Genomic DNA, 23,857 nt, shown 5'->3' with positions numbered 1-23,857 from the left:
CCGACGCGACTATGGGCAGGACCGTGTGCAAAAACGGTTGAGGCCAACCTGCGGGTTCCGTACCGTTGCTGCTAGGCAGGGCCGGGCTCGCCCGGTTGGGGTTTCGTAAACAGGGAGGAGTGCTCGATGCGTGATGCTCTCGCAGGCGGTCTCGTCGCGGCGGCTCTGATCGTGGCCGGGCCGGCAGCGGCCCAGGACAAGGTCGTCAACGTCTACAACTGGTCCGACTATATCGACGAGTCGATCCTCAAGGACTTCGAGGCCGAGACCGGCATCAAGGTCAATTACGACGTCTTCGATTCCAACGAGATCCTGGAGACCAAGCTGCTCGCGGGCTCCACGGGCTACGACGTCGTGGTGCCGACGGCATCCTTCCTGGCGCGGCAGATCCAGGCCGGCGTGTTCAGCGAGCTGGACAAGTCCGAGCTGCCGAACATCAAGAACATGTGGCCGGTGATCGCCGAGCGGACCGCGATCTACGATCCGGACAACACCTACTCGATCAACTACATGTGGGGTACCACCGGCCTCGGCTACAATGTCGACAAGGTGAAGGAGCGCCTCGGCGAGGATGCCCCGGTGGACTCCTGGGCACTGGTGTTCGACCCGGCCAATGCGGAGAAGCTGCAGGATTGCGGCATCCACATGCTCGACGCGCCCGAGGAGATCATTCCGGCCGCGCTCAACTATATCGGCCTCGATCCGAATGCCCGCGACCGGGAGTCCTTCGAGAAGGCCTCGGAGATGCTCGCGAAGATCCGCCCCTACGTGCAGAAGTTCCACTCGTCGGAATATATCAACGCGCTTGCCAACGGCGACATCTGCGTGGCGATCGGCTGGTCCGGCGACGTGTTCCAGGCTCGTGACCGCGCCGCCGAGGCCGACAACGGTGTCAGCGTCGAGTACTCGATCCCGAAGGAAGGCGCCCTGATGTGGTTCGACCAGATGGCGATCCCGAAGGACGCGCCGCATCCAGAGAACGCCATGGCCTTCATCAACTTCATGATGAAGCCGGAGGAGATCGCGAAGGCGACGAACTACGTCTACTACGCCAACGGCAACGAGGCGTCGCAGGAGTTCATCGAAGCCGAGATCCTCGACGACCCGCAGATCTACCCGCCGGAGGACGTGCTCGAGCGGCTCTACACGGTGGAGGTCTACAATCCGCGCGACCAGCGCAACCTCACCCGCACCTGGACGTCGGTGAAATCCGGCATCTGATCTGACGAGGCGGCGGCCGCAACTGCGAGCCGCCGCTTCCGCTGGCAGGCCGGGTGTCGTCGCGCGACGGTGCGCCTTCCCTCCAGACCCGCGACGATCGACCCTTGCGGCGGACCGGTCTCTGGTCTCTCCGACACATCAGGCAGGTGGCCCCCAGCATGGCGAAGCAGGCTCTCGGTCCGATCAGGCGCTCCTTCGCACCGTGGGATGACCCGGAGGCAAAGCCGCTCATCCATTTCCGTGGGGTGACCAAGCGTTACGGCGACTTCACCGCGGTCGACGGGATCGACCTGCCGATCTACGAGCGCGAGTTCCATGCCCTGCTGGGCCCGTCGGGCTGCGGCAAGACCACCCTCATGCGCATGCTGGCCGGCTTCGAGGAGCCCACCGAGGGCGACGTGCTGCTCGACGGGGCGAGCCTCAAAGGGGTACCGCCCTACCGCCGGCCGGTGAACATGATGTTCCAGAGCTACGCGCTCTTTCCGCACATGAGCGTGGAGAAGAACGTCGCCTTCGGCCTCAAGCAGGACGGCATGGCGAAGAGCGAGATCGCCGACCGGGTGGCGGAGATGCTCACGCTCGTGCGCTTGCAGGACTTTGCTAAGCGCAAGCCGCACCAGCTCTCCGGCGGCCAGCGCCAGCGCGTGGCGCTCGCCCGCTCACTCGCCAAGAAACCGCGCGTCCTGCTGCTGGACGAACCGCTCGGCGCGCTCGACAAGAAGCTGCGCGAGGCGACCCAGTTCGAGCTGACCGACCTGCAGGTCGACCTCGGGATGACCTTCCTGATCGTCACCCACGACCAGGAGGAGGCCATGACAGTGGCCGACCGGATCGCGGTCATGGACCAGGGCGTCATCCGCCAGGTGGCCACGCCGGCCGAGATCTACGAGCAGCCGGCCTCGCGCTACGTGGCCGACTTCATCGGTGACATCAACATCCTGGAGGGCAGGCTGGAGAAGGGCGCGAACGGCATCAGCCGGCTCGTCGTGCCCGAGGACGGCCTCGTCGTGGAGACCGATCAGCCGGTGGAGAGCGATGCGCAGAACGCCTGGTACGCCATCCGACCGGAAAAGCTCAGGGTGTCGCTGGACCAGCCGGCCGACATTGCGGTCAACACGGTCAGCGGCGAGATCTGGGACATCGCCTATCTCGGCGACGTGTCGATCTACCACGTGAAGCTCGACAACGGCACGATCATGCGGGCGACCACCGCCAACACCACACGGCTCGTGGAGAGGCCGATCTCCTGGGACGACCGGGTGTGGCTGACCTGGGACAGGAATGCCGGCGTGGTGCTGACCAGCTAGGCGAACCGGGAGAGCGGCGGGATCCGCCACGGGGACGGGAGTGGGATGGCGAACGAGGAAGCGATCCGGATCAGCGAACTGACGGGCGAGCCCATGCCGGGCGGTCGCGAAACGGACCTGCGCGCGCGCAGCCGTCTCAGCTCGCGGCTCGGTCGGCTGGGGCTGATCGGGGTTCCCTATCTCTGGCTGCTGATCCTCTTCCTGCTGCCCTTCGTCATCGTTCTGAAGATTTCCTTCTCCGACATAACCATCGCGATGCCGCCCTACACGCCGGTCTTCGACTGGGCTGACGGGGTGTCCGGCAACCTGGCCAAGGTCAAGGAGTTTACACTCCAGAACTACGGCTTCCTGGCAAGCGACGCGCTCTATTATCTCTCCTATCTGTCCAGCCTGAAGATCGCGGCCATCTCCACGGTGCTGACGCTGCTGATCGGCTTTCCGCTCGCCTACGGCATGGCGCGGTCGCCGCGCGAATGGCGCCCGCTCCTGGTGATGCTGGTGATCCTGCCGTTCTGGACGAGCTTCCTGATCCGCGTCTACGCGTGGATGGGCATCCTCAGCCGGGAAGGGCTGCTCAACCAGTTCCTGATCTGGCTGGGCGTGATCGACCCGGCCAATCCGCTGGTGATCCTGTCGACCAACACCGCGGTCTATATCGGCATCGTCTACTCCTACCTGCCGTTCATGGTGCTGCCGCTATACGCGACGCTGGAGAAGCTGGACGAAACGCTGCTGGAAGCCGCCGCCGACCTCGGCTGCCCGCCGTGGAAGGCGTTCTGGCAGATCACCGTGCCGCTCGCGATTCCCGGCGTCATCGCCGGCTGCTTCCTGGTGTTCATCCCGGCCGTCGGCGAGTTCGTCATCCCCGACCTGCTCGGCGGCTCGCAGACCCTGATGATCGGCCGGACGCTCTGGACGGAGTTCTTCAACAACCGCGACTGGCCGATTTCGTCGGCCATCGCCGTGGTGCTGCTCCTGATCCTGGTAATCCCGATCGTCTACTTCCAGAACCAGCAGGCGCGGCTGCAGGAGAGCGAGAAATGAACCGCGGTCCGAGCTGGTTCAACATCGTCTCCATGGTGGTGGGCTTCGCCTTCCTCTACCTCCCGATCGTGCTCCTGGTGATCTACTCGTTCAACGCCGGCCGCAACGTCGCCGTCTGGGAAGGCTGGTCGACGCGCTGGTACGTGGAGCTGATGAGCAACGATCAGCTCCTGGCGGCGGCGTGGGTCACCATCCGCGTGGCGCTTCTGTCGGCGACCATCGCAACGATCCTGGGCACCATGGCCGCGCTGGCGCTGGTGCGCGGCGGCCTGTTCTACGGGCGCTCGCTGTTTTCCGGCATGGTCTACGCACCGCTGGTCATGCCCGACGTCATCACCGGCCTGTCGCTGCTGCTGCTGTTCGTGGCCGTCGGCTTCTCGCGCGGCTTCTGGACCATCACCATGGCGCACATCACCTTTTCGATGTGCTTTGTGGCGGTGGTGGTGCAGTCGCGGCTGATCTCCTTCGACAAGTCGCTGGAGGAGGCGGCCATGGACCTGGGCGCGCCGCCGATGAAGGCCTTCTTCGCGGTGACGCTGCCGATCATCGCGCCCGCGGTCGCGGCCGGCTGGATGCTGGCCTTCACCCTGTCGCTGGACGATCTGGTGATCGCCTCCTTCACCACCGGTCCGGGCGCCACGACGCTGCCCATCAAGATCTACTCGGCCGTGCGCCTCGGCGTCTCGCCGGAGATCAACGCCGTCTGCACCATCCTGATCGGGATCGTGACAATCGGCGTGATCGCCGCCTCGCTGTCGATGAAGCGCAAGGAAGTGCGCCGGCGCCGCGACGAGCGGATGGCCGCGGCCGCGAACGCGGCCTGACGGCGCTCGACACCGCCCGCACCGTCTCTACCGCGCCGGCTTGCCACCGGTCCGGGTAATCCGGTCGGCCGCCATGCCGCCGGCCGCGAGCGCGCCGGCTACCCCTCCGGCACCGGCATAGGCGGAGGCGAGCAGCAGGCCGGGAACGGGCGTATCGGCGGAGCGGGGATAACCCTTCCACACGGGCGTTCCCGGTGGCATCGGCGCGAAGCCGTAGAGCGCCCCGCCGGGTGCGTTCAGGGCGCGGGCGTGGGTTGCAGCGGTGGCGAACATCCGCGAGCTGATCGCCTCGGCAAAGCCCGGATACTGCCAGTTCAGCTCGGCCTCGATCGCCTGGATCCACGCCGCGCTGCGATCCTCCGATTCCGACGGTGACAGGTCCTGCCAGTTCGCCACCCGGTCGAAGCCGGTGACGGTGACCACGTGCGGCGTGCCGGCACCGTTGCCCGCCCCGACGGACGAGGCGTTGAAGACCTCCAGGAGCGGCACCGACGAGCCCGGCCTGTCGGCAAGCAGGGCGGCGCAGTCGGCGTTGCTGGAGAGGCGCTCGATCCAGTCCGGAACGAGAATGGAAGAGGCGGCCGTCACGCCCAGCTCGGAGGGGCTGCGTGACAGGCCGAAATGCGCGGCGAAGAGGGAGATGGACAAGGCCCGGCCGCGGAAGGCGTCGACGAAGCCCGGGCGCGCATCGTTGGGAAGCAGACCCGCAACCACCGTTGGAGCGGCGTTGGCGAGCACGACCGGCGCGGCGATCTCGTCCGACGGGCCGCCGTCGCTCGCCGCATGCGACAGGCCGCGCACGGCACCGTCGTCCGTCAGCAGGATTTCCCGGACCGCACGGCCGCCGATAACGGTGCCGCCGTTCGCCCGAATGGTTTCCACCAGGCAGTCGACGAGCACGCGGGGCCCCCCGGCGATCTGGACGATCGTTCCGGCGAGGCGTCCGGCCTGCACCGTGGCGAAGGCCGGCCACCAGAGTTCGTGGGCTCGGTCGTCGAAGCGGGGGAGATTGGCCGCCAGGGCAAGTTTGGCGCCCTCCTGACCAGCCAGCGAGCGCTCCAGCACATCGGCCAGCGTCCGGTCCCATCCGGAGACCAGCGGCCACAGGGAGCGCGCCATGCCGGGTGCGTGGGCGAGCGAGCCGAGGCGGCCTCTAGGCTTCGCAGCGGTCTCGGTGGCCCGGGCGATGCGGGCCATGTCGTCAAGCACGCGCCCGGTGCCGCGCGCCGCCTCGGGAAACCGGTCGGCGATGGCGGCCCGTGCTGCGTCGAACCCGACCGGCAGCCGGAACGGCGTTCCCACCGGGCCTCCGCGCACCTCGTAGACGGCGTCGGGGGCCAGCGTGCGCAGTGACTGCAGGATGCCGGCCTCTGCCAGGTAGCGGGCGACCGGCTCGCCGCCTGCCGAACCTGTGGCGCCAGGGGCAGGGCGACCCAGCGGCAGTTCGGCACGGGAATGGGCGGCTGCCGCGCCGCCGAACGTGTCGGAGCGCTCAACAACGGTCACGGAGAAGCCGCGCCGGGCCAGCAGCGCGGCGGCCATCAGCCCGCCGACACCCGATCCGGCGACGGCAATGTCGACGCGGTCGATCACGCTGCGGCGCGCGGGTTGGAAGCCTGCATTCCTGGCCGGTTCATCTGCCTGGGGTCCTTCTGTCGCGCCGTTCGGTTGCTGTCCACAGGTGAGGTTCCGGGGCGGGTGGGGTCAAGGGCGACGGCCGCGACAATCCGCCGTGCCACGAAAAAGGGCCGACGCGCGGCGCCGGCCCTTTCCGAAGTCTGTGGCAGGCCGGAGATCGGTTCCGATCCCCGGCGTTGCCGTAAGCGGTGGGAGCTTAGAAGCCCATGCCGCCCATGCCGCCCATGTCGCCACCCGGCATGGCCGGGGCGCCGCCGTCCTTCTTCGGCAGCTCGGCAACCATCGCCTCGGTGGTGATGAGCAGCGAGGCGATCGACGCGGCGTCCTGAAGGGCGGTGCGCACGACCTTGGTCGGGTCGATGATGCCCTTCTCGATCATGTTCACGAACTCCTCGTTCTGGGCATCGAAGCCGATGTCCGGATTGGAGTCCTCGAGGATCTTGCCGACCACGATGGAGCCTTCGGCACCGGCGTTCTCGGCGATCTGACGGATCGGGGCTTCCAGGGCGCGGAAGACGATGGAGATGCCGGCCTGGACGTCGGCGACGTCGGAGGACAGCTTCTGGACGGCCGCCTTGCAGCGCAGCAGCGCGACGCCGCCGCCCGGGACGATGCCTTCCTCGACGGCCGCGCGGGTCGCGTTGAGGGCGTCATCGACGCGGTCCTTCTTCTCCTTCACCTCGACCTCGGTCGCACCGCCGACGCGGATCACCGCGACGCCGCCCGCGAGCTTGGCCAGGCGCTCCTGGAGCTTCTCGCGGTCGTAGTCGGAGGAGGTCTCCTCGATCTGGGCCTTGATCTGGTTGACGCGGGCCTCGATGTCGGACTTCTCGCCGACGCCGTCGACGATCGTGGTCTCGTCCTTGTTGATCGAGACCTTCTTGGCGCGGCCAAGCATCTCGACCGTGACGTTCTCGAGCTTGATGCCCACGTCCTCGGACACGACCGTGCCGCCGGTCAGGATCGCGATGTCCTGCAGCATGGCCTTGCGGCGATCACCGAAGCCCGGCGCCTTGACGGCCGCGACCTTCAGGCCGCCACGCAGCTTGTTGACCACCAGGGTGGCGAGAGCCTCGCCCTCGACGTCCTCGGCGATGATCACGAGCGGCTTGCCGGACTGCACGACGGCCTCGAGGACCGGCAGCATGGCCTGCAGGTTGGAGAGCTTCTTCTCGAAGATGAGGATGTAGGGATCCTCGAGGTCGGCAATCATCTTCTCCGAGTTCGTCACGAAGTACGGGGAGATGTAGCCGCGGTCGAACTGCATGCCCTCGACGACCTCAAGCTCGGTCTCGAGCGACTTGGCTTCCTCGACGGTGATGACACCCTCGTTGCCGACGCGCTGCATGGCCGAGGCGATCATCTCGCCGATTTCCTTCTCGCCGTTGGCGGAGATGGTGCCGACCTGGGCGACCTCGTTGGAGGTGTCGATGGAGCGCGAACGGGACTCAAGGTCCTTGATGGCTTCGGCGACGGCGAGATCGACGCCACGCTTCAGGTCCATCGGGTTCATGCCGGCGGCAACCGCCTTGGCGCCTTCGCGGACGATGGACTGGGCGAGAACGGTCGCCGTGGTCGTGCCGTCGCCAGCGAGATCGTTGGTCTTCGAGGCGACCTCGCGGACCATCTGGGCGCCCATGTTCTCGAACTTGTCCTCAAGCTCGATTTCCTTGGCGACCGAAACGCCGTCCTTGGTGATGCGCGGCGCGCCGAACGACTTTTCGATGACCACGTTGCGGCCCTTCGGACCGAGGGTCACCTTCACGGCGTTGGCGAGCGTGTCCACGCCCTTCAGCATCTTGTCGCGAGCGTCGAGCGAGAACTTCACTTCTTTCGCGGCCATGATCTCTTCCTTTTTCTCAAACGGGTGTGTCTGGGGACGTCGGGATGGGGTCGCGGCTTACGCGAGCACGCCCATGATGTCGGACTCCTTCATGATCAGGAGATCCTCGCCGTCGATCTTCACCTCGGTGCCGGACCACTTGCCGAACAGCACGGTGTCGCCGGCCTTGACGTCGAGAGCGACGATCTCGCCCTTGGAGTCACGGGCGCCCGGGCCGACGGCGACGACTTCGCCCTGCTGCGGCTTTTCCTGGGCGGTGTCGGGGATGATGATCCCGCCGGCGGTCTTGGTGTCGGATTCGATGCGGCGGACGACCACGCGGTCGTGCAGGGGACGGAAATTCATCGCTTGCTTCCCTCTTGAACTCGATAGGCGGACGGACATCCGCTCGATGCGATCGGGCAGGCCGCCGGCCACGTAGGGGCGGGCCGCCGGCTCGCTGGCACTCACTGAAAGCGAGTGCTAGCGATCGCGAGTGAGGTAGGCGGGGGCGGGAGGCGTGTCAAGGGACGGACGGCCTTTTGGGGTGCCGTCATTCCCTTCATGTGGGCCAGGTTCGCGAATTCGCAACGCACCGTTCACCGCAAGGCGTCTCACAGGCGGCCCTCGGCACCTCTATCTGCGGCGTGTGACGAAAGTCTTTCCCAGCCGGTCGAGGAGAATGATCATGGCAAGGGTTCTGGTGCTCTACTATTCCAGCTACGGCCATATCGAGACGATGGCCAAAGCGGTGGCAGAGGGCGCGCGCGGCGAAGGCGCCGAGGTCGACATCAAGCGAGTTCCCGAGCTGGTGCCCGACGAGGTCGCCCGCTCGTCCGGCTACAAGATGGACCAGGACGCGCCGGTGGCCACTGTCGAAGAACTGGCCGACTACGACGCGATCATCCTCGGCATCCCGACCCGGTTCGGCGTCATGTCGGCCCAAATGAAGAACTTCTGGGATCAGACCGGTGGCCACTGGATGAGCGGCGCCCTGGTCGGAAAGGTCGGGTCGGTGTTCACCTCGACCGGCACCCAGCATGGCGGTCAGGAAACCACCATCACCTCGACCCAGACGATGCTCCTGCACCACGGCATGGTCATCGTCGGACTGCCCTATGCTTTCCCCGGACTGGTCAAGATGGACGAGATCACCGGTGGCTCGCCCTACGGCGCATCGACGCTTGCGGGCGCGGATGGCTCGCGGCAGCCAAGCGACAACGAGCTCGACGGCGCGCGTTTCCAGGGCGGCCACGTAGCCAGGATCGCGGCCAAGCTGGCGGCGTAGACCGGACTCAGTCCTGATCGCGCGGGTCGGTCCGGTAGGGGGCCCGCGCGGTTGCCCGGCCGGTCGGCTCCGGCCCCTCCGACCGCAGGGCCACGAGGCATGCGGCGACGATGATCGCAGCACCGGCGAAGGTCTCCGCACGCGGGACTTCGGCGAAGAACAGGAAGCCGAACAGAGCCGCCCAGACGAAGCTCGTATATTCCAGAATGCCGAGCCGGGCGGCCGGCGCGCGGGCAAACCCCGCGGCGATGGCCAACTGGCCTGCCGCGCCGAGCAGCCCGACCAGGCCGCCCAGCGACAGCGAGGTCGCACCGAGCGGCTGCCAGACGCCGATGGCCAGCGGGGTCAGGATCAGCCCGGCCGTCGCCGTCTGCAGCAGCACCATGGTCTGCGCCCGGTCGGTGGCCGCCTGCTTGCGGATCAGCACGGCCACCAGGGCATAGCCGAACGCGCCCGCGATCGCCGCCGCGAAGCCGAGGAACTGGTCGGCCGAGACCCCGACCCGAAGTTCACCCCCGAAGATGACGAGAACGCCGACGAAACCGAAGGCGATGCCAATGCCGATGCGCGGATGGATCGTCTCGCCCAAGAGGATGCGCCCCAGGAGGGCGATCAGGAACGGCGCGATGAAGGCGATGGACACCACCAGCGCCAGCGGCAGCACCGAGATGGCGTAGAAGAAACACAGTGCGGTCGCCGCCACCACGACGCCGCGCAGCGCATTGGCGGTGAGGGTGGCCCGCGACAGGCGTTGCGGCCGGGCGAGGAAAACCGGCACGAGCAGGATGGTGGCCACCGCGTAGCGCAACCACACCGCCTGCAGAACCGGGATCAGGGCGGTTTGCGCCTTCATGCCCGCATCCATGGCCGACAGGAGCGCGACGGCGAGGGCCACGAGGGCGACCGGGGCAAGGCCCGTCTCGTTTCTCATTGGTCCGACGCGGCGAGCGCGCGCGTGTAGGCATATTCCCAGGTATCGGATCCGTCCGGCACGGCGCGGCTGCCGGGCACGCGGACAAAGCCGTTGCGCTCGTAGAAGCGGTGTCCTTCGAAGAAACGCGTGTCGGTCCACAGCCGCAGGCGTCGTCCGCCGGCGGCCGTTGCCAGATCGATGGCCTCGGCCAGCATGGCCTGCGCCGTGCCGCTGCCCCGGCAGTCCGGCAGCAGATAGACCTTGAACAGCTCGAAGACGGTGGGATCGGTGGTGCGGGTGACGGCAAACGAGCCGACAGGCCGGCCAGCGGTCTCCGCGATCCACAGCCGGCCGTGGCGCGCGGCATAGTGGGACGCAGGCGCGGCCAGTTCCGGAAACTCGGCCGGAATGAAATGGCAGTTCGGATAGTCGGCGAAGATCGTGGCGATCACCCGCGCCATGTCCGCCCCGTCGGTGTCGGTTGCCGGTCTGATGCGAATGTCGGGGCGCGTCATGTCATGGTCCGATCGAGCGACGGAGATTAGTATCCGCTCTTGCCCGCGCGGCTGCGGCGGGTCAAGCGAGGTGCGCGGGCGACGGTCTCGCTGCAGTCTCGTATCCGCAGGCGTGCACCGTTGCCGGCGACAACGCGGTCTTTTGGGGAGGGACGGGTCCGTGCAGCTTATCGCGAATGTCTCGCTGCTGTTCACCGAGCGGCCGTTGCTGGAGCGCATTCCGGCGGCTGCAGCCTCAGGCTTCGACGGCGTCGAGATACAGTTTCCCTATGACAGCGACCCGGTACTGATCGCGCAGGCGGCGCGAGGGTGTCCGGTTCACCTCATCAACGCGCCGGCCGGTGACCCGGATTCCGGCGATGTCGGCCTGTCCACCGACGCCAGCCGGGTGGATGCGTTCCGCGCCGGCATGGAGGACGCGCGCCGCTACGCTGCCATTCTCGACTGCCGGAAGGTGAACGTGCTCACCGGCCGGCCGCCGGCCGGGCAGCCGAGGGACGTCACGTGGCGCGTTCTCGTGGAGAATGTGCGGTCATTGGCCGATGCCGTGGCGCCGGATGGACGTCGGGTGATGGTCGAGATGGTCAATCCCATCGACGTGCCAGGCTATTTCATCGACAATCTGGAAGACGCGCTGGACCTGATCGACGCCATCGACCACCCCTCGGTGAGCCTTCAGTTCGACATCTACCATGTGGCTCGAACGGAGCCGGACATGGTGGCCGCCCTGTACCGGGCGGGCGGGCGTATCGGCCATGTCCAGTTTGCCGATCACCCCGGACGCAACGAGCCCGGAACCGGCGAGATCGATCTCGCCGCAGCCTTCCGGCTGCTCAGGTCGCTTGGCTACGACGACGCCGTCTCCGCCGAATATCACCCGGCTGCGCGGACAGAGGCGGGGCTTGGCTGGATGGCGGAGGCCCGGGCGGCGCTCGGGCTGTAAAGTCGGGTCGGGACTCGGTGAGGCATCCGGGCGAAGGACCTCCGACTTCGCCCAGAGCGCTCTCGCTCATCGGCCCTGGCGGCGTCGGCGCCGGCGGGCCACGCGGATCAGCTTGTGGCCTTTTCCGCGACAGCTTCGGATCCGGAAGCGGACGCGATTGCCTCGATGACCGTGACCGCCTTCTGGCGGACGCTGGCATCCTCGATCAGCGAGAAGGCACGCAGCAGACGCACGGTGGCGGAATCGTTCAGCGCTTCCGACAGCGGCGATTCGACGCCGGAAACCGGGCCCGGCTTGATGCCGTCGGCGCCTTCGAAGAAGTAGCTGATCGGCACCTGCAGGGCGAGGGAGATGTCATGCAGGCGGCTGGCGCCGATGCGGTTGGTGCCGCGCTCGTACTTCTGGATCTGCTGGAAGGTGATACCAAGCTTCTCGGCCAGACGCTCCTGGCTCATCCCCAACTCGAGGCGGCGAAGCCTCAGGCGGGTGCCCACGTGGTAGTCGACGGAGTTGGCGGAACGCTGGTTCTGCATTTCAATCTTTCCTGTTGTGAGGTCAATCTACCGACTGGAGGTAGTCGGTGGACCTTTCGCGAGGCCCGCATCGTGTTGGCAGGCGTTGCCTCACGGGCCGTTTTCATCCAACGGCCGGTTGCAATGATCCATACGCCCGGAGCACCGCGTGCGGCTCGACCGGGTCGGCAGGGCACCAGACGTTGTTGGTCGTGTCTGGAGTTCGGACATGTGCGGAAACGGTCGCAGTCCCACCAAAACGATCGTTTCCACTCATCCGATCCGGCTGAGCGAAGGCGTCGGACGCCTGGCCGCCGGGGAGTTGCCACGCGGTTCAGGCGCGAAGCCGAAACCGGTCAGCGGTCAACGCAATGATCTATCCTCCTGTCGGATCTACCGATTGACGCATGGCATTCGTTTTTACGCAATGCAACCTTGGACGCAAGACGGGCGGTTCAAAATCCTCTACCGAAACGGGCGGCGTTTTGCCGGTGCAACACCCTTGGGGCGCGGCGGAAAACGAGACGAAGACTGCGCGATTCGCCTGTCGTTCGAGGCATTTCGCACTGCACCGTGTCTCAGGATTGTGGCGGAGAATTGGATTATCGATTTTTGATCGATTCCAGTTCATCACAGTGGGGTGATCTTAGGTGGAAATCCTGCATCCTGCGTGGATGGCGTGGCGGCGGGTTGCATTCCGGCCGGCCATTTTTCGCTTGCGTCGGCATGCATGATGCATCCTCCCTTGCCGCGGTTGTCAGGGGCAACGGGATCTGGGATATCGACAGACGTGACACATCTCGAGACGGACACTCCCATCGAAACGGGCGAGGCAGGCGCCCTGGACGGGCGCGCTCTCCGGCGGACGCTCGGCCAGTTCGCGACCGGCGTCACCGTCGTGACCGCCGCTCATCCGGTGACCGGCGAGGTCGTCGGGATGACGGCGAACTCGTTTTCGTCGGTGTCCCTGGATCCGCCGCTGGTGCTGTGGTCGATCGTTCGGGAAGCCAAGAGCCTGCCGGTTTTCCTCGAGGCGACGCACTTCGCCATCAACATCCTCTCAGAACAGCAGCTCGACCACTCCAACCGGTTCGCGCGGCCGGGCTCGGACAAGTTCGCAGATGTGGCGTGGAGCCCTGGGGCGGGCGGCGCGCCGGTGCTGGAGGGCGTTGCCGGCGTGTTTGAGTGCGCCCGCCATGCCGAGCACGATGGCGGCGATCACATCATCATGGTGGGGCGGGTGGAGCGCTTCGCCCGCTACGAGCGCCCCGGGCTGGTGTTTGCCCGCGGCCGCTACGGCATCACTGCCGAGCACCCCTGGGCGGAGGAGCCCACCGGCTTCGCGCGGGTCGACGGCGTGCCGCATCCCTACGACGATTTCCTGATTCCGCTTCTCTACCGGGCCTATTCGAACCTGTTCTCCGGCTTTTCCGTCCATCTGGAGGAGGAAGGAACGAGCGGTCCGGAAATGCGGGTGCTTGCCTATCTTTCCTTCCGGCCGGGATCGACGGCCGAGCTGGTCAGCCGCGGATCCTATCTCGGCGACCAGACCACCGACGAGGCGATCGCGGTGCTGCACGGCCAGGGGATGCTGACCGGCACCGCGGACAGCGGCCTCAGCCTGACAGAGGCGGGTGCGGAGCGGCTCAAAACCCTGTTCCGGCACGCGGAGCGGTTCGAACTCGAGCAGCTCGGCTCCGTGGATGCGGTCGAGGTGGCGACGCTCAAGCGGCTTCTGCGCCGCCTCACCGACAGCGACGACGAAACCTGCTGACTAGCCTTCCGGCTCGGCATTGGTGGCGAGCAGGAAGGTGTCGATCTCGTCCCGGGGGAGCGGCCTGGAGAACAGGTAGCCCTGGGCAAGGTCGCATCCGGCCTCGGTCAGCCAGGTCGCCTGCTCCCGCGTTTCCACGCCTTCCGCCACGGTCTCGTAGCCGAGGGCGTGGCTGAGATCGATAATCGATTCGATAATCTTCCGGCTGCCGGAATCGCTGTCGATGCGCTGCACGAAGGAGCGGTCGATCTTGATGCTGTCGAAGGGAAGCTCGCGCAGATAGCGCAGGCTCGAGTAACCCGTGCCGAAATCGTCGAGCGACACCCGCACGCCCTGGGCCTTCAGCTCCGAAATGACCTGGCGGGTGGTCTCCACGTCGATCACCAGCGCGCTTTCGGTCAGCTCCACGTCGAGGCGCTGGGAGGAGAAGCCGGCCGCCGCGATCTGCTGCAGGATCCGGCTGCTCAGCTTCGGGTCCCGGAACTGGTAGGGCGAGATGTTGACCGCGATGCGCAGCCCGGGATCCCACGCCTTGCCGTGCTCGGAGAGTTGCTGGAGCATCTGCCGGAAGAGTTCCTCGATCAGGCCGGAATCCTCCGCGACCGCGATAAAGGCGTCCGGTCCGAGAATGCCCTTGGTCGGGTGATCCCAGCGCGCCAGCGCCTCCAGCCCGACCACGCGCCCCGTCTTCAGGTCGATGACCGGCTGGTAGAAGGGGTGGAACAGCCCCTTGTCGAGCGACTCCCGCAGCTGGCCGCTGATCTCCTCCATTGCCTTGTCGTAGGTGGTGAAGGTGTTCCGGCCCGAGGACTTTGCCCGGTACATGGCCGTGTCGGCGCAGCGCATGAGGCTTTCCGGGCCGTCGGCGTCGTCGGGGAAGCGCGTGATGCCGATGCTCGCGCTCATCTCGTGCCGGACGCCGTGGACGGTGAAGGGGCGGGCGAGGCTGAACAGGATTCGGCGGGCGACATGGTGTTCGACGTGCTTTTCCGTCGACGCGTTGATGACAACGGCGAATTCGTCGCCGCCGAGTCGCGCCACGAAATCCTGCGGCCGCAGGGTCAGCACCAGGCGTTCGGCCACAGCCCGCAGGAGATCGTCTCCGGTGCCGTGGCCGTAGCTCTCGTTGACCGCCTTGAACCGGTCGAGATCAAGAAAGAAGAGCGCGAAGCAGCTGCCGTGCATACGGGCGCCGACGATCCGCCGGTTCAGTTCTTCGAACAGGAGCCGGCGGTTGGGAAGGCCGGTGATGTCGTCGTAGCGAACCAGCCGCTCCGCGGTCCGCTCCGCAACCTCCCGGCAATGAACCTCGCGGCGCAGGTCGCGGTCTCGCAGGACAAGAATGACCACTGCGACAACGCCACCGACGAGCAGCACGGAGAAGAGTTCGTCGAGATGCAGGCCTGCATGCTGGCGGCTGTAGACGTAGAGCCACTCGATTATGTCCACCGTCGACAGCCAGATGGCCAGCATCACGCCGATCGCCAGCGTCGCCACGTAGGCCGGTCTCAGTCGGCTCCTGCCTCCGCGACCTCCCGGGCTGGCCGGCTCGGCTGCCGCGCCGGACATCGCGCCGGCACGGTGGGGCGTCTCCGGTGGTCGGATATCGTCTGTCTTGTCCAAGCTACAGCGTCCGATTGCAGAAGATGCCGCTATAGCCGCTATTATGTCCTTAGGCTTGGTAAATCTCGAGTGCGCGATACAGCTATTCGACTTGGCCCGCGGCCTGTCGCCGGCCGGGCCTGATGTCGCTCTGTCCGGGCAATGCGCAGCGCCGGCTTGCGGCGAAATCCGCCGGCCGCAACACCGTCGAGACCATGCCCGCGCCAGGCTGATCGCCAGCATCCGTTATGGTGCGAAAAGCCGCAGGCAGCAGACGCCCACCCACCCGTGCGATCCTTCCCCATCGCTGTGCGAATCGCCACGTGTCGCAGGAACCGGGAGAACGGCCACATGAGCGTTGAGATCCGTCAGGCCTCCTGGGCCGACTTCGAGGCCGTGATGGGCGAGAAGGGTGGCTGCGGCGGCTGCTGGTGCATGCTGTGGCGACGCACGGCCAGCGAAATGGAGGCCGGGAAGGGCGCCGGCAATCGCGCGGCCATGAAGCGGCTCTGCGAGGACCAGGGTGTTCCCGGGCTGGTTGCGCTAAGGGGTGACGAGGCCGTGGGGTGGATCCAGATCGACCGCCGATCCGCGTTTCCGCGCCTGGCGTCGTCCCGGGTTCTCAAGCCGGTCGACGACAAGGATGTCTGGAGCGTTTCCTGCTTCCTCGTCGACAAGCGGGTCCGGCGCGAGGGGCTCTCAGTCCGGCTTCTGAATGCCGCCACGGACTGGGCGCGCGACCGCGGAGCCACGATCGTCGAGGGGTATCCGGTCGATGCGAACAGGCCGAAATACCCGTCCGTCTATGCCTGGACAGGCTTCATGGGCACATTTCGGGAGGCGGGATTCGTGGAGGTGGCGCGGAGGTCGGAAACCCGTCCCATCATGCGCAAGCTGTTGCCAGCCTGAAGGCCACGTCGCCGGCGACGACAGAAGGCCGGGCTGCGAGTTCGTAACTTTCAAGGGCTTAGGATGGTGCCGCAGGGGAGGATTGAACTCCCGACCTCACCCTTACCAAGGGTGCGCTCTACCACTGAGCTACTGCGGCCGACCGGTTCACAGCCGGTGCGATGGTCCGCCCCGGAGGCGGCCTGCGTCCGTCTGCTGTCGGAGCTGATGGCTGCCTGCAACCGGCGCCGGACTTGACGGCGGAGCGATCCGCCGCCATGCCGGGCGAAGCAGGCGAGGCGCGTTGTGCCACAGCGGCGCGCGGTGCGCAAGGCAAACGGGCAATCCGTTCAGCAATCCCACACAGTCTGGTGTTCCGCCGGCCTTCAAGCCCCGTGGCCGGCGCATCTGGAGACGAAACGCGTGAGCGACGAGACCACCGAACCCGGCGGACAGCGCAAGCAGGCCGAAGACGAGCGAAGCCGCCGCCTGGCGGAGGAACTGCGCGCCAACCTCAAGCGCCGCAAGGCGCAGGCGCGTTCGCGCCGGGCCGGTGCCGCCATCAGCGAGCGTCAGGACAGCGAGGTCGGCGACGATGAGTGAAGGAGAGAGCGAGGGCCGGGTGCTGAAGGTCTGGGGCGTGGTCGCGGCCGAAAACGCCACTCCGGCCGCTGCCGCCCTCGAGGCTGCGCTCGACGACGAGAGCGCGGTCGTGACCCAGTACGAGGTCGAGGACGAGGGTCCGTGGGCGGTCGAGGCGCTGGTCTTCGGCATGGAAGACGTCGCAACCGCCCTGGCCGACATCCGCGCCCGGATCGCCGATCCGGACCTGGCGGATGCCCTGACGGCCGAATGGCTGGGCGAAGAAGACTGGGTGGCGAAAAGCCTGGAGGGCCTGAAGCCCGTCCGTGCCGGTCGCTTCATCGTGCATGGCAGCCACGACGGACCGAAACTGGCGCCGTCGCGCTGGCGTCTCGAGATCGATGCCGGGCAGGCCTTCGGGACGGGGCACCACGAGACCACGGTGGGCTGCCTGCGGGCCATCGAGGACCTCGGGCGGGCGAATCGCCTGCCGCAGACCGCGCTGGATCTGGGAACCGGAACGGGCGTCCTCGCTGCGGCGCTGGTCCGGCTCGGCGTGCGCTCGGTCATCGCCACCGACATCGACCCGATCGCGGTCGATGTGGCGCGGGACAACCTCAGAGGCTTTGGAGTCGGGGCGCAGGTGCGCACCATCACCGCCACCGGGTTCGATCATCCGACGCTGCGGACATTCCGGCCCGGCATGATCGTCGCAAACATCCTGGCGCGGCCGCTCTTGGCGCTGGCCCAGGACATGCGGCGCCAGATTGCGCCGGGGGGATGGCTGGTCCTGTCGGGGCTGCGACTTGCCGATGAACGGCGGATCCGCGCGACCTATCGGGCCCGGGGCTTCCGGCTGGTGCGTCACTATCGGATGGGCGCCTGGGTGACGCTGGTCTTCTCCGCGCCGCACGACGGTGCGCCCAGCTGATACGAAACGGGCGGTCGACTTGTGCCGACCGCCCGCTCGTCAGGTCCTAGGGAGGAAGAAAGGACCGTCTAATCTGTCATCGTGATCGATCCGGCGATCCGGATCAGAGGAACGGGTAGCCGACGGCGCCGTCCTTCTGAAGTTCTTCGCGCTCGTAGCCGAGACGGTCGAGCGAGGTGTCGTCGAGGCTCAGCAGGTAGGCGTTGATGGCGCGCTGCGCCTGCCGCTGACGGGCTTCGACAATCCGGTTCATCAGCCGGGCGAAGACCGAGCTCTCGCGCTCGGTTCCAGTCAGCCGAAAATCGCCGGAAGTTGTGGTCATTGCCATGGTAAAGATCCTTTCCGTGGTGACGCTCAATTCCGGGGCGTTGCTCCCAGTTTCTGCGGTGCAACATGACCGCTGGCCGGGCGATGCGCAAGGTGGGCAGCTGCATGCCAGCCCTGTCGATACTGCATCGCACAATCGTTTTTCCGCGATGCGGGGGCGGGAACCGCGGTCGCGCGGCGACCGGACGCGACGGGCCGGCGGTGTGACACGTGCAGCCACGTCGGCCCTTGGCGCGCAGGCCTTGTCGCTTCATAGAAGACGGCAAATCGTGGACGGGATCGGGTGTGATGTTTCAGAGCTTTGAAGACGGTGCGGACCCGAGTGTCGGGCCGGAGCGCGTGCGCCTTCTGCGCGGCGCGCTTGCGGAAGTGGGCGTGGACGGGTTTCTGATTCCACGCACCGACGAGTACCAGGGCGAGTACGTCCCTGCCTATGCCGAGCGGCTGGCCTGGCTGACCGGCTTCACCGGATCCGCGGGCATTGCCGTGGTGCTTGCCGACGAGGCTGCGATCTTCGTCGACGGGCGCTACACGACCCAGGCGCGCCGGCAAGTCGACGTCGACGTGATCGCTCCGGTTGCGATCGCCGAGACCCGGCCCTCCCAGTGGCTGGAGAAACGGCTCGCGAAAGGCGCGAAGCTCGGGTTCGATCCGGCGCTGCACACCCGGGCCGAGGTGCGTCGCTTCGAGGCCGCGTGCGAGAAGGCCGGGGCCGAGCTGGTGGCGCTCGACACCAATCCGATCGACGCGATCTGGGCGGACCGGCCGGAACCGCCGTGCGCGCCGGCAGCCCTCTACCCGGACGCGCTGTCGGGTCGCCCGGCGACCGACAAGATCGCGGCGGTCCAGGATGTGGTGGGAGGCAAGGGTGCGGACGCGGTGTTGCTGACCGCGACCGATTCCATCGCCTGGCTGTTCAATATCCGCGGCGGCGACATTCCTCACATCCCGGTGGTGCTGGCCACGGCGCTGGTTGCGAAGGACGGGCGCCCGACGCTGTTTGTTGATTCCCGCAAGCTGTCCAATGCGGTGCGCGCCGGCCTGGACGAGATCGGGGACATCGCAGAATCGTCCGATCTGCCGGCTGCGCTGAGAAGCCTGGGCGAAGACGGACGGTCCGTTCTGGTGGACATGGACGTCACGCCCGAGGCGCATCTGCGTGCCATCGAGGCGGCCGGCGGCTCGCTCAAGGAGGGCAGGGATCCCGTTCTTGCCATGAAGGCGGTGAAGACGGCCGCCGAGATCGGCGGCAGCCGGGCGGCGCACCTGCGCGACGGGGTTGCCCTGACGCGCTTCCTGCGCTGGCTGGACGAGCGCGCCGCGGACGGCGGCTTCGGCGAGATCGAGGCGGTGAGCGCGCTGGAGCGGCTGCGGGCCGAGACCGGCGCGCTGAAGGAGATCTCCTTCGACACCATTTCCGGCGCTGGCGAGCACGGCGCCATCGTCCACTACCGCGTGACCAACCGCACCGACCGCCGCGCGCAGCCCGGCGAACTCTTCCTCATCGATTCCGGCGGACAGTACGAGGACGGCACCACGGACGTGACCCGCACCGTGCCGGTGGGCGAACCCACCGACGAGATGAAGGTGCGCTTCACCCAGGTGCTGAAGGGCCACATCGCCATCGCGACGGCGCGCTTTCCGAAAGGAACCTCCGGCGCCCAGCTCGACGTGCTGGCCCGCATCGCCCTGTGGAAGGCTGGCTGCGACTTCGACCATGGCACCGGCCACGGCGTCGGCGCCTACCTCTCGGTCCACGAGGGGCCGCAGCGGATCTCCAAGCTGGGCCATGCCGAGCTGGAGCCGGGCATGATCGTCTCCAACGAACCGGGCTTCTACCGGCCGGATCACTATGGCATCCGGATCGAGAATCTCGTGCTGGTGACGCCGCCGGAGGCCATTCCGGGCGGGGATCGGCCGATGCTCGGTTTCGAGACGCTGACGCTGGCGCCCATCGACCGGCGGCTGATCGTGCCGGCGCTCCTGACCGCCGCCGAGATCGCCTGGCTGGACACCTACCATCTCCGCGTCCAGGGCGCGCTTGTGGGCGACTTGCCGGAGGCGGATCGGGCCTGGCTGATCGCCGCGACCCGGCCGATCGCTGGCTAGGTCTGCGGCGGTCGGCGGGCCGAATCGCGCAACCGGGATGCGCGGCAAGGCGTCTGCGCAGTGTTGCGCAGTCCTGCGCATTTGTGCGCGGACCTGCGCGGCCGCTCAGAGGCCGGCAGCGCGCAGCAGCCCGGCCGTTGCCGCCCCCAGGATCACCACGGCGAGAAGCGGCAGGCGCAGAGCCGCGAGGCCGGCGACGGCTCCGGCGGCAAGCTCGGCGATGCCGCCGGTGAGCACGGCAGGGGCCACCAGCGCCGTCAGTACGGCGGCCGGAACCGCCTCCAGGGCGTTGCGCACCCGGCCGGCGGCCGGCACCCGGCTGACCAGGAACAGCCCGGCGACCCGCGTCGAGTAGGTCGCAAGCCCCATCAGGACGATGGTGAGAAGGGTCAGGGGATCGACGCTCATGCCGCGTCCTCCCGTCGGGCCGGTCTCAGGGCGGCGGCGAGGATGCCGGCCACGGCGCCGGCGGCGATGGCCAGCGGGCCGGGCGCGACCAGGTGGACCACGGTGGAGCCTGCAGCGGCGGCCGCGACGGTAAGCGTGAAGCCCGGCGCCGCCCGGAAGCTCATCAGGAGCCCGATGAACAGGGCGGTGAAGGCGAAGTCGAAACCATAGCGGGTCGGGTCGCCGACGCCCGTGCCGAGGATCGCCCCGGCTGTCGTCCAGGCGAGCCAGGCCACCGAGATCATCGCGGCCATGCCGCCATAGCAGCCGGCCGTCAGCGGCCCCTCCCGGGCGCGCTTCTCCGCCAGCGCCCAGACCTCGTCGACCAGGAAGAACAGCGCCACCGGTTTCCAGCGCCGGGGGATGGCCTCCATCTTCGGCAGGATCGAGGTGCCCATCAGGATGTGGCGGGTGTTCACCAGGAAGGTGGCCACCACCACCGTGGCGATCGGGATCGGGTGGGCCCAGAGATCGATGGCGACGAACTGCGAGGCTCCGGCGAGCACCGTCGCCGACATGAGCAGGGCTTCCAGCGGCGACAGGCCCTTCTGCGCTGCCAGCGCGCCCCACAGGACGCCGAACGGTAGCGCCGCGCCGGCGACGGGGAGAATGGCAAGGGCGCCCTCGCTCCAGTCGGAGCGGCGCCGGGGCGTGGGAGAGGGTGTGGGCATGGTGGTGCTTCTGCCGGAAGATGCCGGCCGGGAGCGCCTGCACGCCACGGCCGGAAGCAGGTGAACGGGGAGGGTGAGGCGCTACTGGCGACGGAAGGCGCCGGGTGTGACGCCGATGCGCGCCTTGAAGGCGCGGTTGAGGTGGCTCTGGTCGTAGAAGCCGCAGGCCATGGCGACGTCGGAGGGCGCGGCGCCGCCGGCCAGCCGGGCCCGGGCCGCCCGGACCCGGCGGTCGGTGAGCCAGGCATGCGGCGTCAGGCCGGTCTCCCGGCGAAAGGCGCGGATGAGCGCCGTCCGCGACAGGCCGGCAAGACGGGTGAGCTCGTCGAGGCCGATGTCGTCGCCGTAGTGCGCGTCGAGATAATCGATGGTGCGGCGGATGGCGGGCGGCTCGCGGCCCACCCGGCGTGGCGCGACGCGGGCATAGCGGGCGACCGCGTCGGCGTAGACGGAGACCAGGCCCTCGTCCTGGGCAAGGCTGTCGGGGTGGTTACCCAGCCGGCGATGGGCGATGGCGAACCGCCGCGCGAGGTCGCGATCGCGGACGCAGGTCTCGGTGAAGCCCGGCGTGCCGCTGAGCGGTGCGCCGCCCAGATCCTCGGCGATCTCGCGGATCAGTCCGATGGAGGGATAGGTCATCCGGTAGCTGTAGCCATCGCCTTCCGGTTCGCCGTCGTGGACCTCGTCCGGATTGACGAAGCAGATGTCGCCGGCGACGGCGTAGTGGCGGACCCCGCGCACCCGGAAGGTCTCGCATCCGGTCTCGATGATGCCGATCACGAATGTTTCGTGGGAGTGCGGCGCATAGGCATGGGTGCGGAAGGTCGCCGACAGGCACTCCAGCGCGTCGAAGCGCGGCGCGCGCCAGAACTCCACGCGTTCCCGGGCGCTGGGCGGCGTTGCGGCAAGCGCTTGTGGTTGGGTCATCGGGTCCATGACGGCGAGTGTGGCGGTTCCGGATGGCCGCGTCTTGGAAAAAAGTACGCGCCGGGCGTCAGCCGCTGTCGTCCCTGTCGCGGTCGCGGCCCGGCGGCTTCACGCCGCGCATCAGGAGCTGCGCCTCGAAATAGGACCGGCCGAGGATCGCCAGCGACACGCCGTTGGAAATGGCGACGGTCAGGAGCAATGCGATGGACAGGCCGTAGCCGCCGGTGAGCTCGAACACGATCATGGTGGTCGAGATCGGCGCGCCCAGCATGGCGGCCGCCACGCCGCCCATGCCCAGCAGCGAGTAAAGGCCCTCGCTGGAGGCCATCTCCGGAAACACCTCGGCGGCAATCAGCCCGAACGCGCCGCCGGCCATCGCCCCCAGATAGAGCGACGGCGAGAAGATGCCGCCGCCGAACCGCGAGGCGAGCGAGATGGCCGTGGCCGCCGATTTCACCACCAGCAGGATCAGCATGGTCTGGATGGTGAGGTGGTTCTTCAGTGCGGCGTCGGTGGTCTCGTAGCCGACGCCGAGGACCTCCGGATAGAAGATGGCGATCGCACCGACCACCAGCCCGCCGAGGGCCGGCATGATCCAGATCGGCAGCCGGGAGTGCCGGGCGATCCACTCCGACCAGAGGAGGGCCAGGTGGAAGAGAATCGCCACCGCCGCGCAGGTCAGACCGAGCAGGGCGAAGGCCGGAAGCTCCCAGTAGGAGGTGATCTGGTGGGAGGGGATGATGAAGGCCGCGAAATCGCCGAACCAGAGCCGCGACAGCAGCGCGCCGATGACCGAGGCGATGACGATGGGCACGAAGGCGGTGAGCGCGTAATGGCGCAGCACCACCTCGTGGGCGAACAGCACGCCGGCGATGGGGGCGTTGAAGGAGGCGGCAATGGCGCTGGCGACGCCGCAGCCAAGCAGGATACGCTTGCTGGCGTCCGGCAGCCGGAAGACGCGGGAGATGTCGGTGCCCAGCGTCGCGCCGAGATGCACCACCGGCCCTTCGCGGCCGGCGCTGGCGCCGACGCCCAGCGAGAATGCGGTCAGGAGCGCCGAGGAAATGCCCGGCCAGAAGGGGAAGCTGCGGCCGACCTTGGAACTCGCCTCGATGACGTCGGCGACGGCGTAGGTGCGCTGCAGGGGCTGCACGTACTTCAGAAGCAGGCCGACCACGAGCCCGCCACCGGCCGGAACCAGCAGGATCACCCAGGGCGACACATCAGCCGCGGCGGTGACGACATTCTCCGTGGCGGTGCCGAGCCACGGAAGCTGCACCAGGCCGATCAGCAGGCGGAAGAGGATGGCGGCGACGGCCACGACCGCGCCCACGAGAAGGGCAAGCAGCCAGATCAGCGGCTGGCGGCCGGCCGCAAACGTGACGAGGTTGGACCGGATCCCGCTCCAGATAAGGGTGACGGGAGGGTCGTAAGGCTCCCGTTGCGGGTCGTCGCCTCGGGTCGGATCGCTCATCGTCGAGCCGGGTTCTTGGACCAGTCCGGGACGGGATGGAGCCGTCCGGTTCCAGGCTGATCGGTCTCAGCACAATCGCGCGCGTCGACGCGCTGCGG

Annotated in this window: 24 protein-coding genes and 1 tRNA gene; 12 read left to right on the top strand and 13 right to left on the bottom strand. The window is 67.7% G+C overall.

Features of this window, described 5'->3' with window-relative positions; all coding sequences use genetic code 11:
* The first annotated feature begins 126 nt into the window (after positions 1-126).
* The 4 genes from C507_RS0112410 to C507_RS0112395 all read left to right on the top strand — a co-directional run bounded on the left by C507_RS0112410 (position 127) and on the right by C507_RS0112395 (position 4,396).
* Positions 127-1,221 carry a polyamine ABC transporter substrate-binding protein gene (locus C507_RS0112410; protein ID WP_018700027.1) on the top strand — a complete coding sequence of 365 codons (1,095 nt, stop codon included), beginning with the start codon at positions 127-129 and terminating at the stop codon, positions 1,219-1,221.
* 158 nt (positions 1,222-1,379) lie between these two features.
* A complete protein-coding gene (locus C507_RS0112405; RefSeq protein WP_018700026.1) occupies positions 1,380-2,528 on the top strand; it encodes an ABC transporter ATP-binding protein in 1,149 nt (382 codons plus the stop codon).
* A gap of 93 nt (positions 2,529-2,621) precedes the next feature.
* Positions 2,622-3,572 (top strand): ABC transporter permease subunit, encoded by a 951-nt coding sequence (locus C507_RS0112400; RefSeq protein WP_051089774.1) that lies wholly within the window; start codon positions 2,622-2,624, stop codon positions 3,570-3,572.
* Positions 3,569-4,396, top strand: coding sequence for an ABC transporter permease (locus tag C507_RS0112395; RefSeq protein ID WP_018700024.1), 828 nt, complete (start codon positions 3,569-3,571; stop codon positions 4,394-4,396). Before C507_RS0112400 ends, C507_RS0112395 begins: the two co-directional genes overlap by 4 nt.
* 27 nt (positions 4,397-4,423) lie before the next feature.
* Here the strand turns inward: C507_RS0112395 and C507_RS0112390 are convergent, their stop codons facing one another.
* From C507_RS0112390 to groES, 3 genes are all read right to left on the bottom strand, one after another.
* On the bottom strand, positions 4,424-5,989 hold the full coding sequence (locus tag C507_RS0112390) for a phytoene desaturase family protein (protein WP_018700023.1): 1,566 nt from the start codon (positions 5,987-5,989) through the stop codon (positions 4,424-4,426).
* Between the two features lie 241 nt (positions 5,990-6,230).
* On the bottom strand, positions 6,231-7,877 hold the full coding sequence (gene groL / locus C507_RS0112385) for a chaperonin GroEL (RefSeq protein WP_018700022.1): 1,647 nt from the start codon (positions 7,875-7,877) through the stop codon (positions 6,231-6,233).
* Positions 7,878-7,934: 57 nt separating this feature from the next.
* Positions 7,935-8,222 (bottom strand): co-chaperone GroES, encoded by a 288-nt coding sequence (gene groES, locus C507_RS0112380; RefSeq protein WP_018700021.1) that lies wholly within the window; start codon positions 8,220-8,222, stop codon positions 7,935-7,937.
* Positions 8,223-8,544: 322 nt separating this feature from the next.
* Here groES and wrbA point away from each other — a divergent pair, with 322 nt between their 5' ends.
* Complete coding sequence (gene wrbA, locus C507_RS0112375) at positions 8,545-9,144, top strand: NAD(P)H:quinone oxidoreductase (RefSeq protein WP_026319051.1); 600 nt, start codon at positions 8,545-8,547, stop codon at positions 9,142-9,144.
* Between the two features lie 7 nt (positions 9,145-9,151).
* On the opposite strand, the gene C507_RS21235 is transcribed toward wrbA, so the two are convergent.
* Positions 9,152-10,075: a DMT family transporter gene (locus tag C507_RS21235; protein WP_018700019.1), complete on the bottom strand. Its 924-nt coding sequence runs from the start codon at positions 10,073-10,075 to the stop codon at positions 9,152-9,154.
* Complete coding sequence (locus C507_RS0112365; protein ID WP_018700018.1) at positions 10,072-10,572, bottom strand: GNAT family N-acetyltransferase; 501 nt, start codon at positions 10,570-10,572, stop codon at positions 10,072-10,074. The genes C507_RS21235 and C507_RS0112365 overlap by 4 nt, the downstream gene beginning before the upstream one ends.
* A 160-nt stretch (positions 10,573-10,732) precedes the next feature.
* Here C507_RS0112365 and C507_RS0112360 point away from each other — a divergent pair, with 160 nt between their 5' ends.
* The gene (locus tag C507_RS0112360; protein WP_018700017.1) at positions 10,733-11,515 is read left to right on the top strand and encodes a hydroxypyruvate isomerase family protein; all 783 of its coding nucleotides are present in this window, start codon (positions 10,733-10,735) and stop codon (positions 11,513-11,515) included.
* Between the two features lie 107 nt (positions 11,516-11,622).
* On the opposite strand, the gene C507_RS0112355 is transcribed toward C507_RS0112360, so the two are convergent.
* Positions 11,623-12,048, bottom strand: coding sequence for a helix-turn-helix domain-containing protein (locus C507_RS0112355; protein ID WP_018700016.1), 426 nt, complete (start codon positions 12,046-12,048; stop codon positions 11,623-11,625).
* Between the two features lie 148 nt (positions 12,049-12,196).
* Between C507_RS0112355 and C507_RS23110 the strand changes: the two genes are divergently transcribed.
* Together C507_RS23110 and C507_RS0112350 are read left to right on the top strand one after the other, a co-directional pair.
* Positions 12,197-12,643 (top strand): hypothetical protein, encoded by a 447-nt coding sequence (locus C507_RS23110; RefSeq protein WP_156829282.1) that lies wholly within the window; start codon positions 12,197-12,199, stop codon positions 12,641-12,643.
* Positions 12,644-12,817: 174 nt separating this feature from the next.
* Positions 12,818-13,801 carry a flavin reductase gene (locus tag C507_RS0112350; RefSeq protein WP_018700015.1) on the top strand — a complete coding sequence of 328 codons (984 nt, stop codon included), beginning with the start codon at positions 12,818-12,820 and terminating at the stop codon, positions 13,799-13,801.
* Here C507_RS0112350 and C507_RS21230 read toward each other — a convergent pair whose 3' ends face one another.
* Positions 13,802-15,298 carry a putative bifunctional diguanylate cyclase/phosphodiesterase gene (locus C507_RS21230; protein WP_018700014.1) on the bottom strand — a complete coding sequence of 499 codons (1,497 nt, stop codon included), beginning with the start codon at positions 15,296-15,298 and terminating at the stop codon, positions 13,802-13,804.
* A gap of 456 nt (positions 15,299-15,754) precedes the next feature.
* On the opposite strand from C507_RS21230, the gene C507_RS0112340 reads away from it, so the two are divergent.
* Positions 15,755-16,312 carry a GNAT family N-acetyltransferase gene (locus tag C507_RS0112340; protein ID WP_018700013.1) on the top strand — a complete coding sequence of 186 codons (558 nt, stop codon included), beginning with the start codon at positions 15,755-15,757 and terminating at the stop codon, positions 16,310-16,312.
* Positions 16,313-16,376: 64 nt separating this feature from the next.
* On the opposite strand, the gene C507_RS0112335 is transcribed toward C507_RS0112340, so the two are convergent.
* Positions 16,377-16,451 (bottom strand) — tRNA-Thr (locus C507_RS0112335).
* A 263-nt stretch (positions 16,452-16,714) separates the two neighbouring features.
* On the opposite strand from C507_RS0112335, the gene C507_RS0112330 reads away from it, so the two are divergent.
* Both C507_RS0112330 and C507_RS21225 read left to right on the top strand, forming a co-directional pair.
* Positions 16,715-16,894, top strand: coding sequence for a hypothetical protein (locus tag C507_RS0112330; RefSeq protein ID WP_018700012.1), 180 nt, complete (start codon positions 16,715-16,717; stop codon positions 16,892-16,894).
* Positions 16,887-17,804 (top strand): 50S ribosomal protein L11 methyltransferase, encoded by a 918-nt coding sequence (locus C507_RS21225; protein ID WP_083923501.1) that lies wholly within the window; start codon positions 16,887-16,889, stop codon positions 17,802-17,804. The genes C507_RS0112330 and C507_RS21225 overlap by 8 nt, the downstream gene beginning before the upstream one ends.
* Before the next feature lie 103 nt (positions 17,805-17,907).
* Here the strand turns inward: C507_RS21225 and C507_RS21220 are convergent, their stop codons facing one another.
* Positions 17,908-18,132: a hypothetical protein gene (locus C507_RS21220; protein ID WP_040401015.1), complete on the bottom strand. Its 225-nt coding sequence runs from the start codon at positions 18,130-18,132 to the stop codon at positions 17,908-17,910.
* 287 nt (positions 18,133-18,419) lie between these two features.
* On the opposite strand from C507_RS21220, the gene C507_RS0112315 reads away from it, so the two are divergent.
* Complete coding sequence (locus tag C507_RS0112315) at positions 18,420-20,240, top strand: aminopeptidase P family protein (RefSeq protein ID WP_018700009.1); 1,821 nt, start codon at positions 18,420-18,422, stop codon at positions 20,238-20,240.
* Positions 20,241-20,345: 105 nt separating this feature from the next.
* On the opposite strand, the gene C507_RS0112310 is transcribed toward C507_RS0112315, so the two are convergent.
* The 4 genes from C507_RS0112310 to C507_RS0112295 all read right to left on the bottom strand — a co-directional run bounded on the left by C507_RS0112310 (position 20,346) and on the right by C507_RS0112295 (position 23,759).
* A complete protein-coding gene (locus C507_RS0112310; protein ID WP_018700008.1) occupies positions 20,346-20,648 on the bottom strand; it encodes an AzlD family protein in 303 nt (100 codons plus the stop codon).
* Entirely contained in the window at positions 20,645-21,358 is a 714-nt protein-coding gene (locus C507_RS0112305) for an AzlC family ABC transporter permease (RefSeq protein WP_018700007.1), read from the bottom strand. The genes C507_RS0112310 and C507_RS0112305 overlap by 4 nt, the downstream gene beginning before the upstream one ends.
* 81 nt (positions 21,359-21,439) lie before the next feature.
* On the bottom strand, positions 21,440-22,285 hold the full coding sequence (locus tag C507_RS0112300) for an AraC family transcriptional regulator (RefSeq protein WP_051089772.1): 846 nt from the start codon (positions 22,283-22,285) through the stop codon (positions 21,440-21,442).
* 67 nt (positions 22,286-22,352) lie between these two features.
* Positions 22,353-23,759 (bottom strand): chloride channel protein, encoded by a 1,407-nt coding sequence (locus C507_RS0112295; RefSeq protein WP_018700005.1) that lies wholly within the window; start codon positions 23,757-23,759, stop codon positions 22,353-22,355.
* Positions 23,760-23,857 lie beyond the last annotated feature (98 nt).

This window comes from Amorphus coralli DSM 19760 (assembly GCF_000374525.1).
In the GTDB taxonomy this organism is placed as follows: Bacteria; Pseudomonadota; Alphaproteobacteria; order Rhizobiales; family Amorphaceae; genus Amorphus; species Amorphus coralli.
Note: the sequence above shows the minus strand (reverse complement) of the source record. Positions and strands in the feature narration are given on the sequence as shown.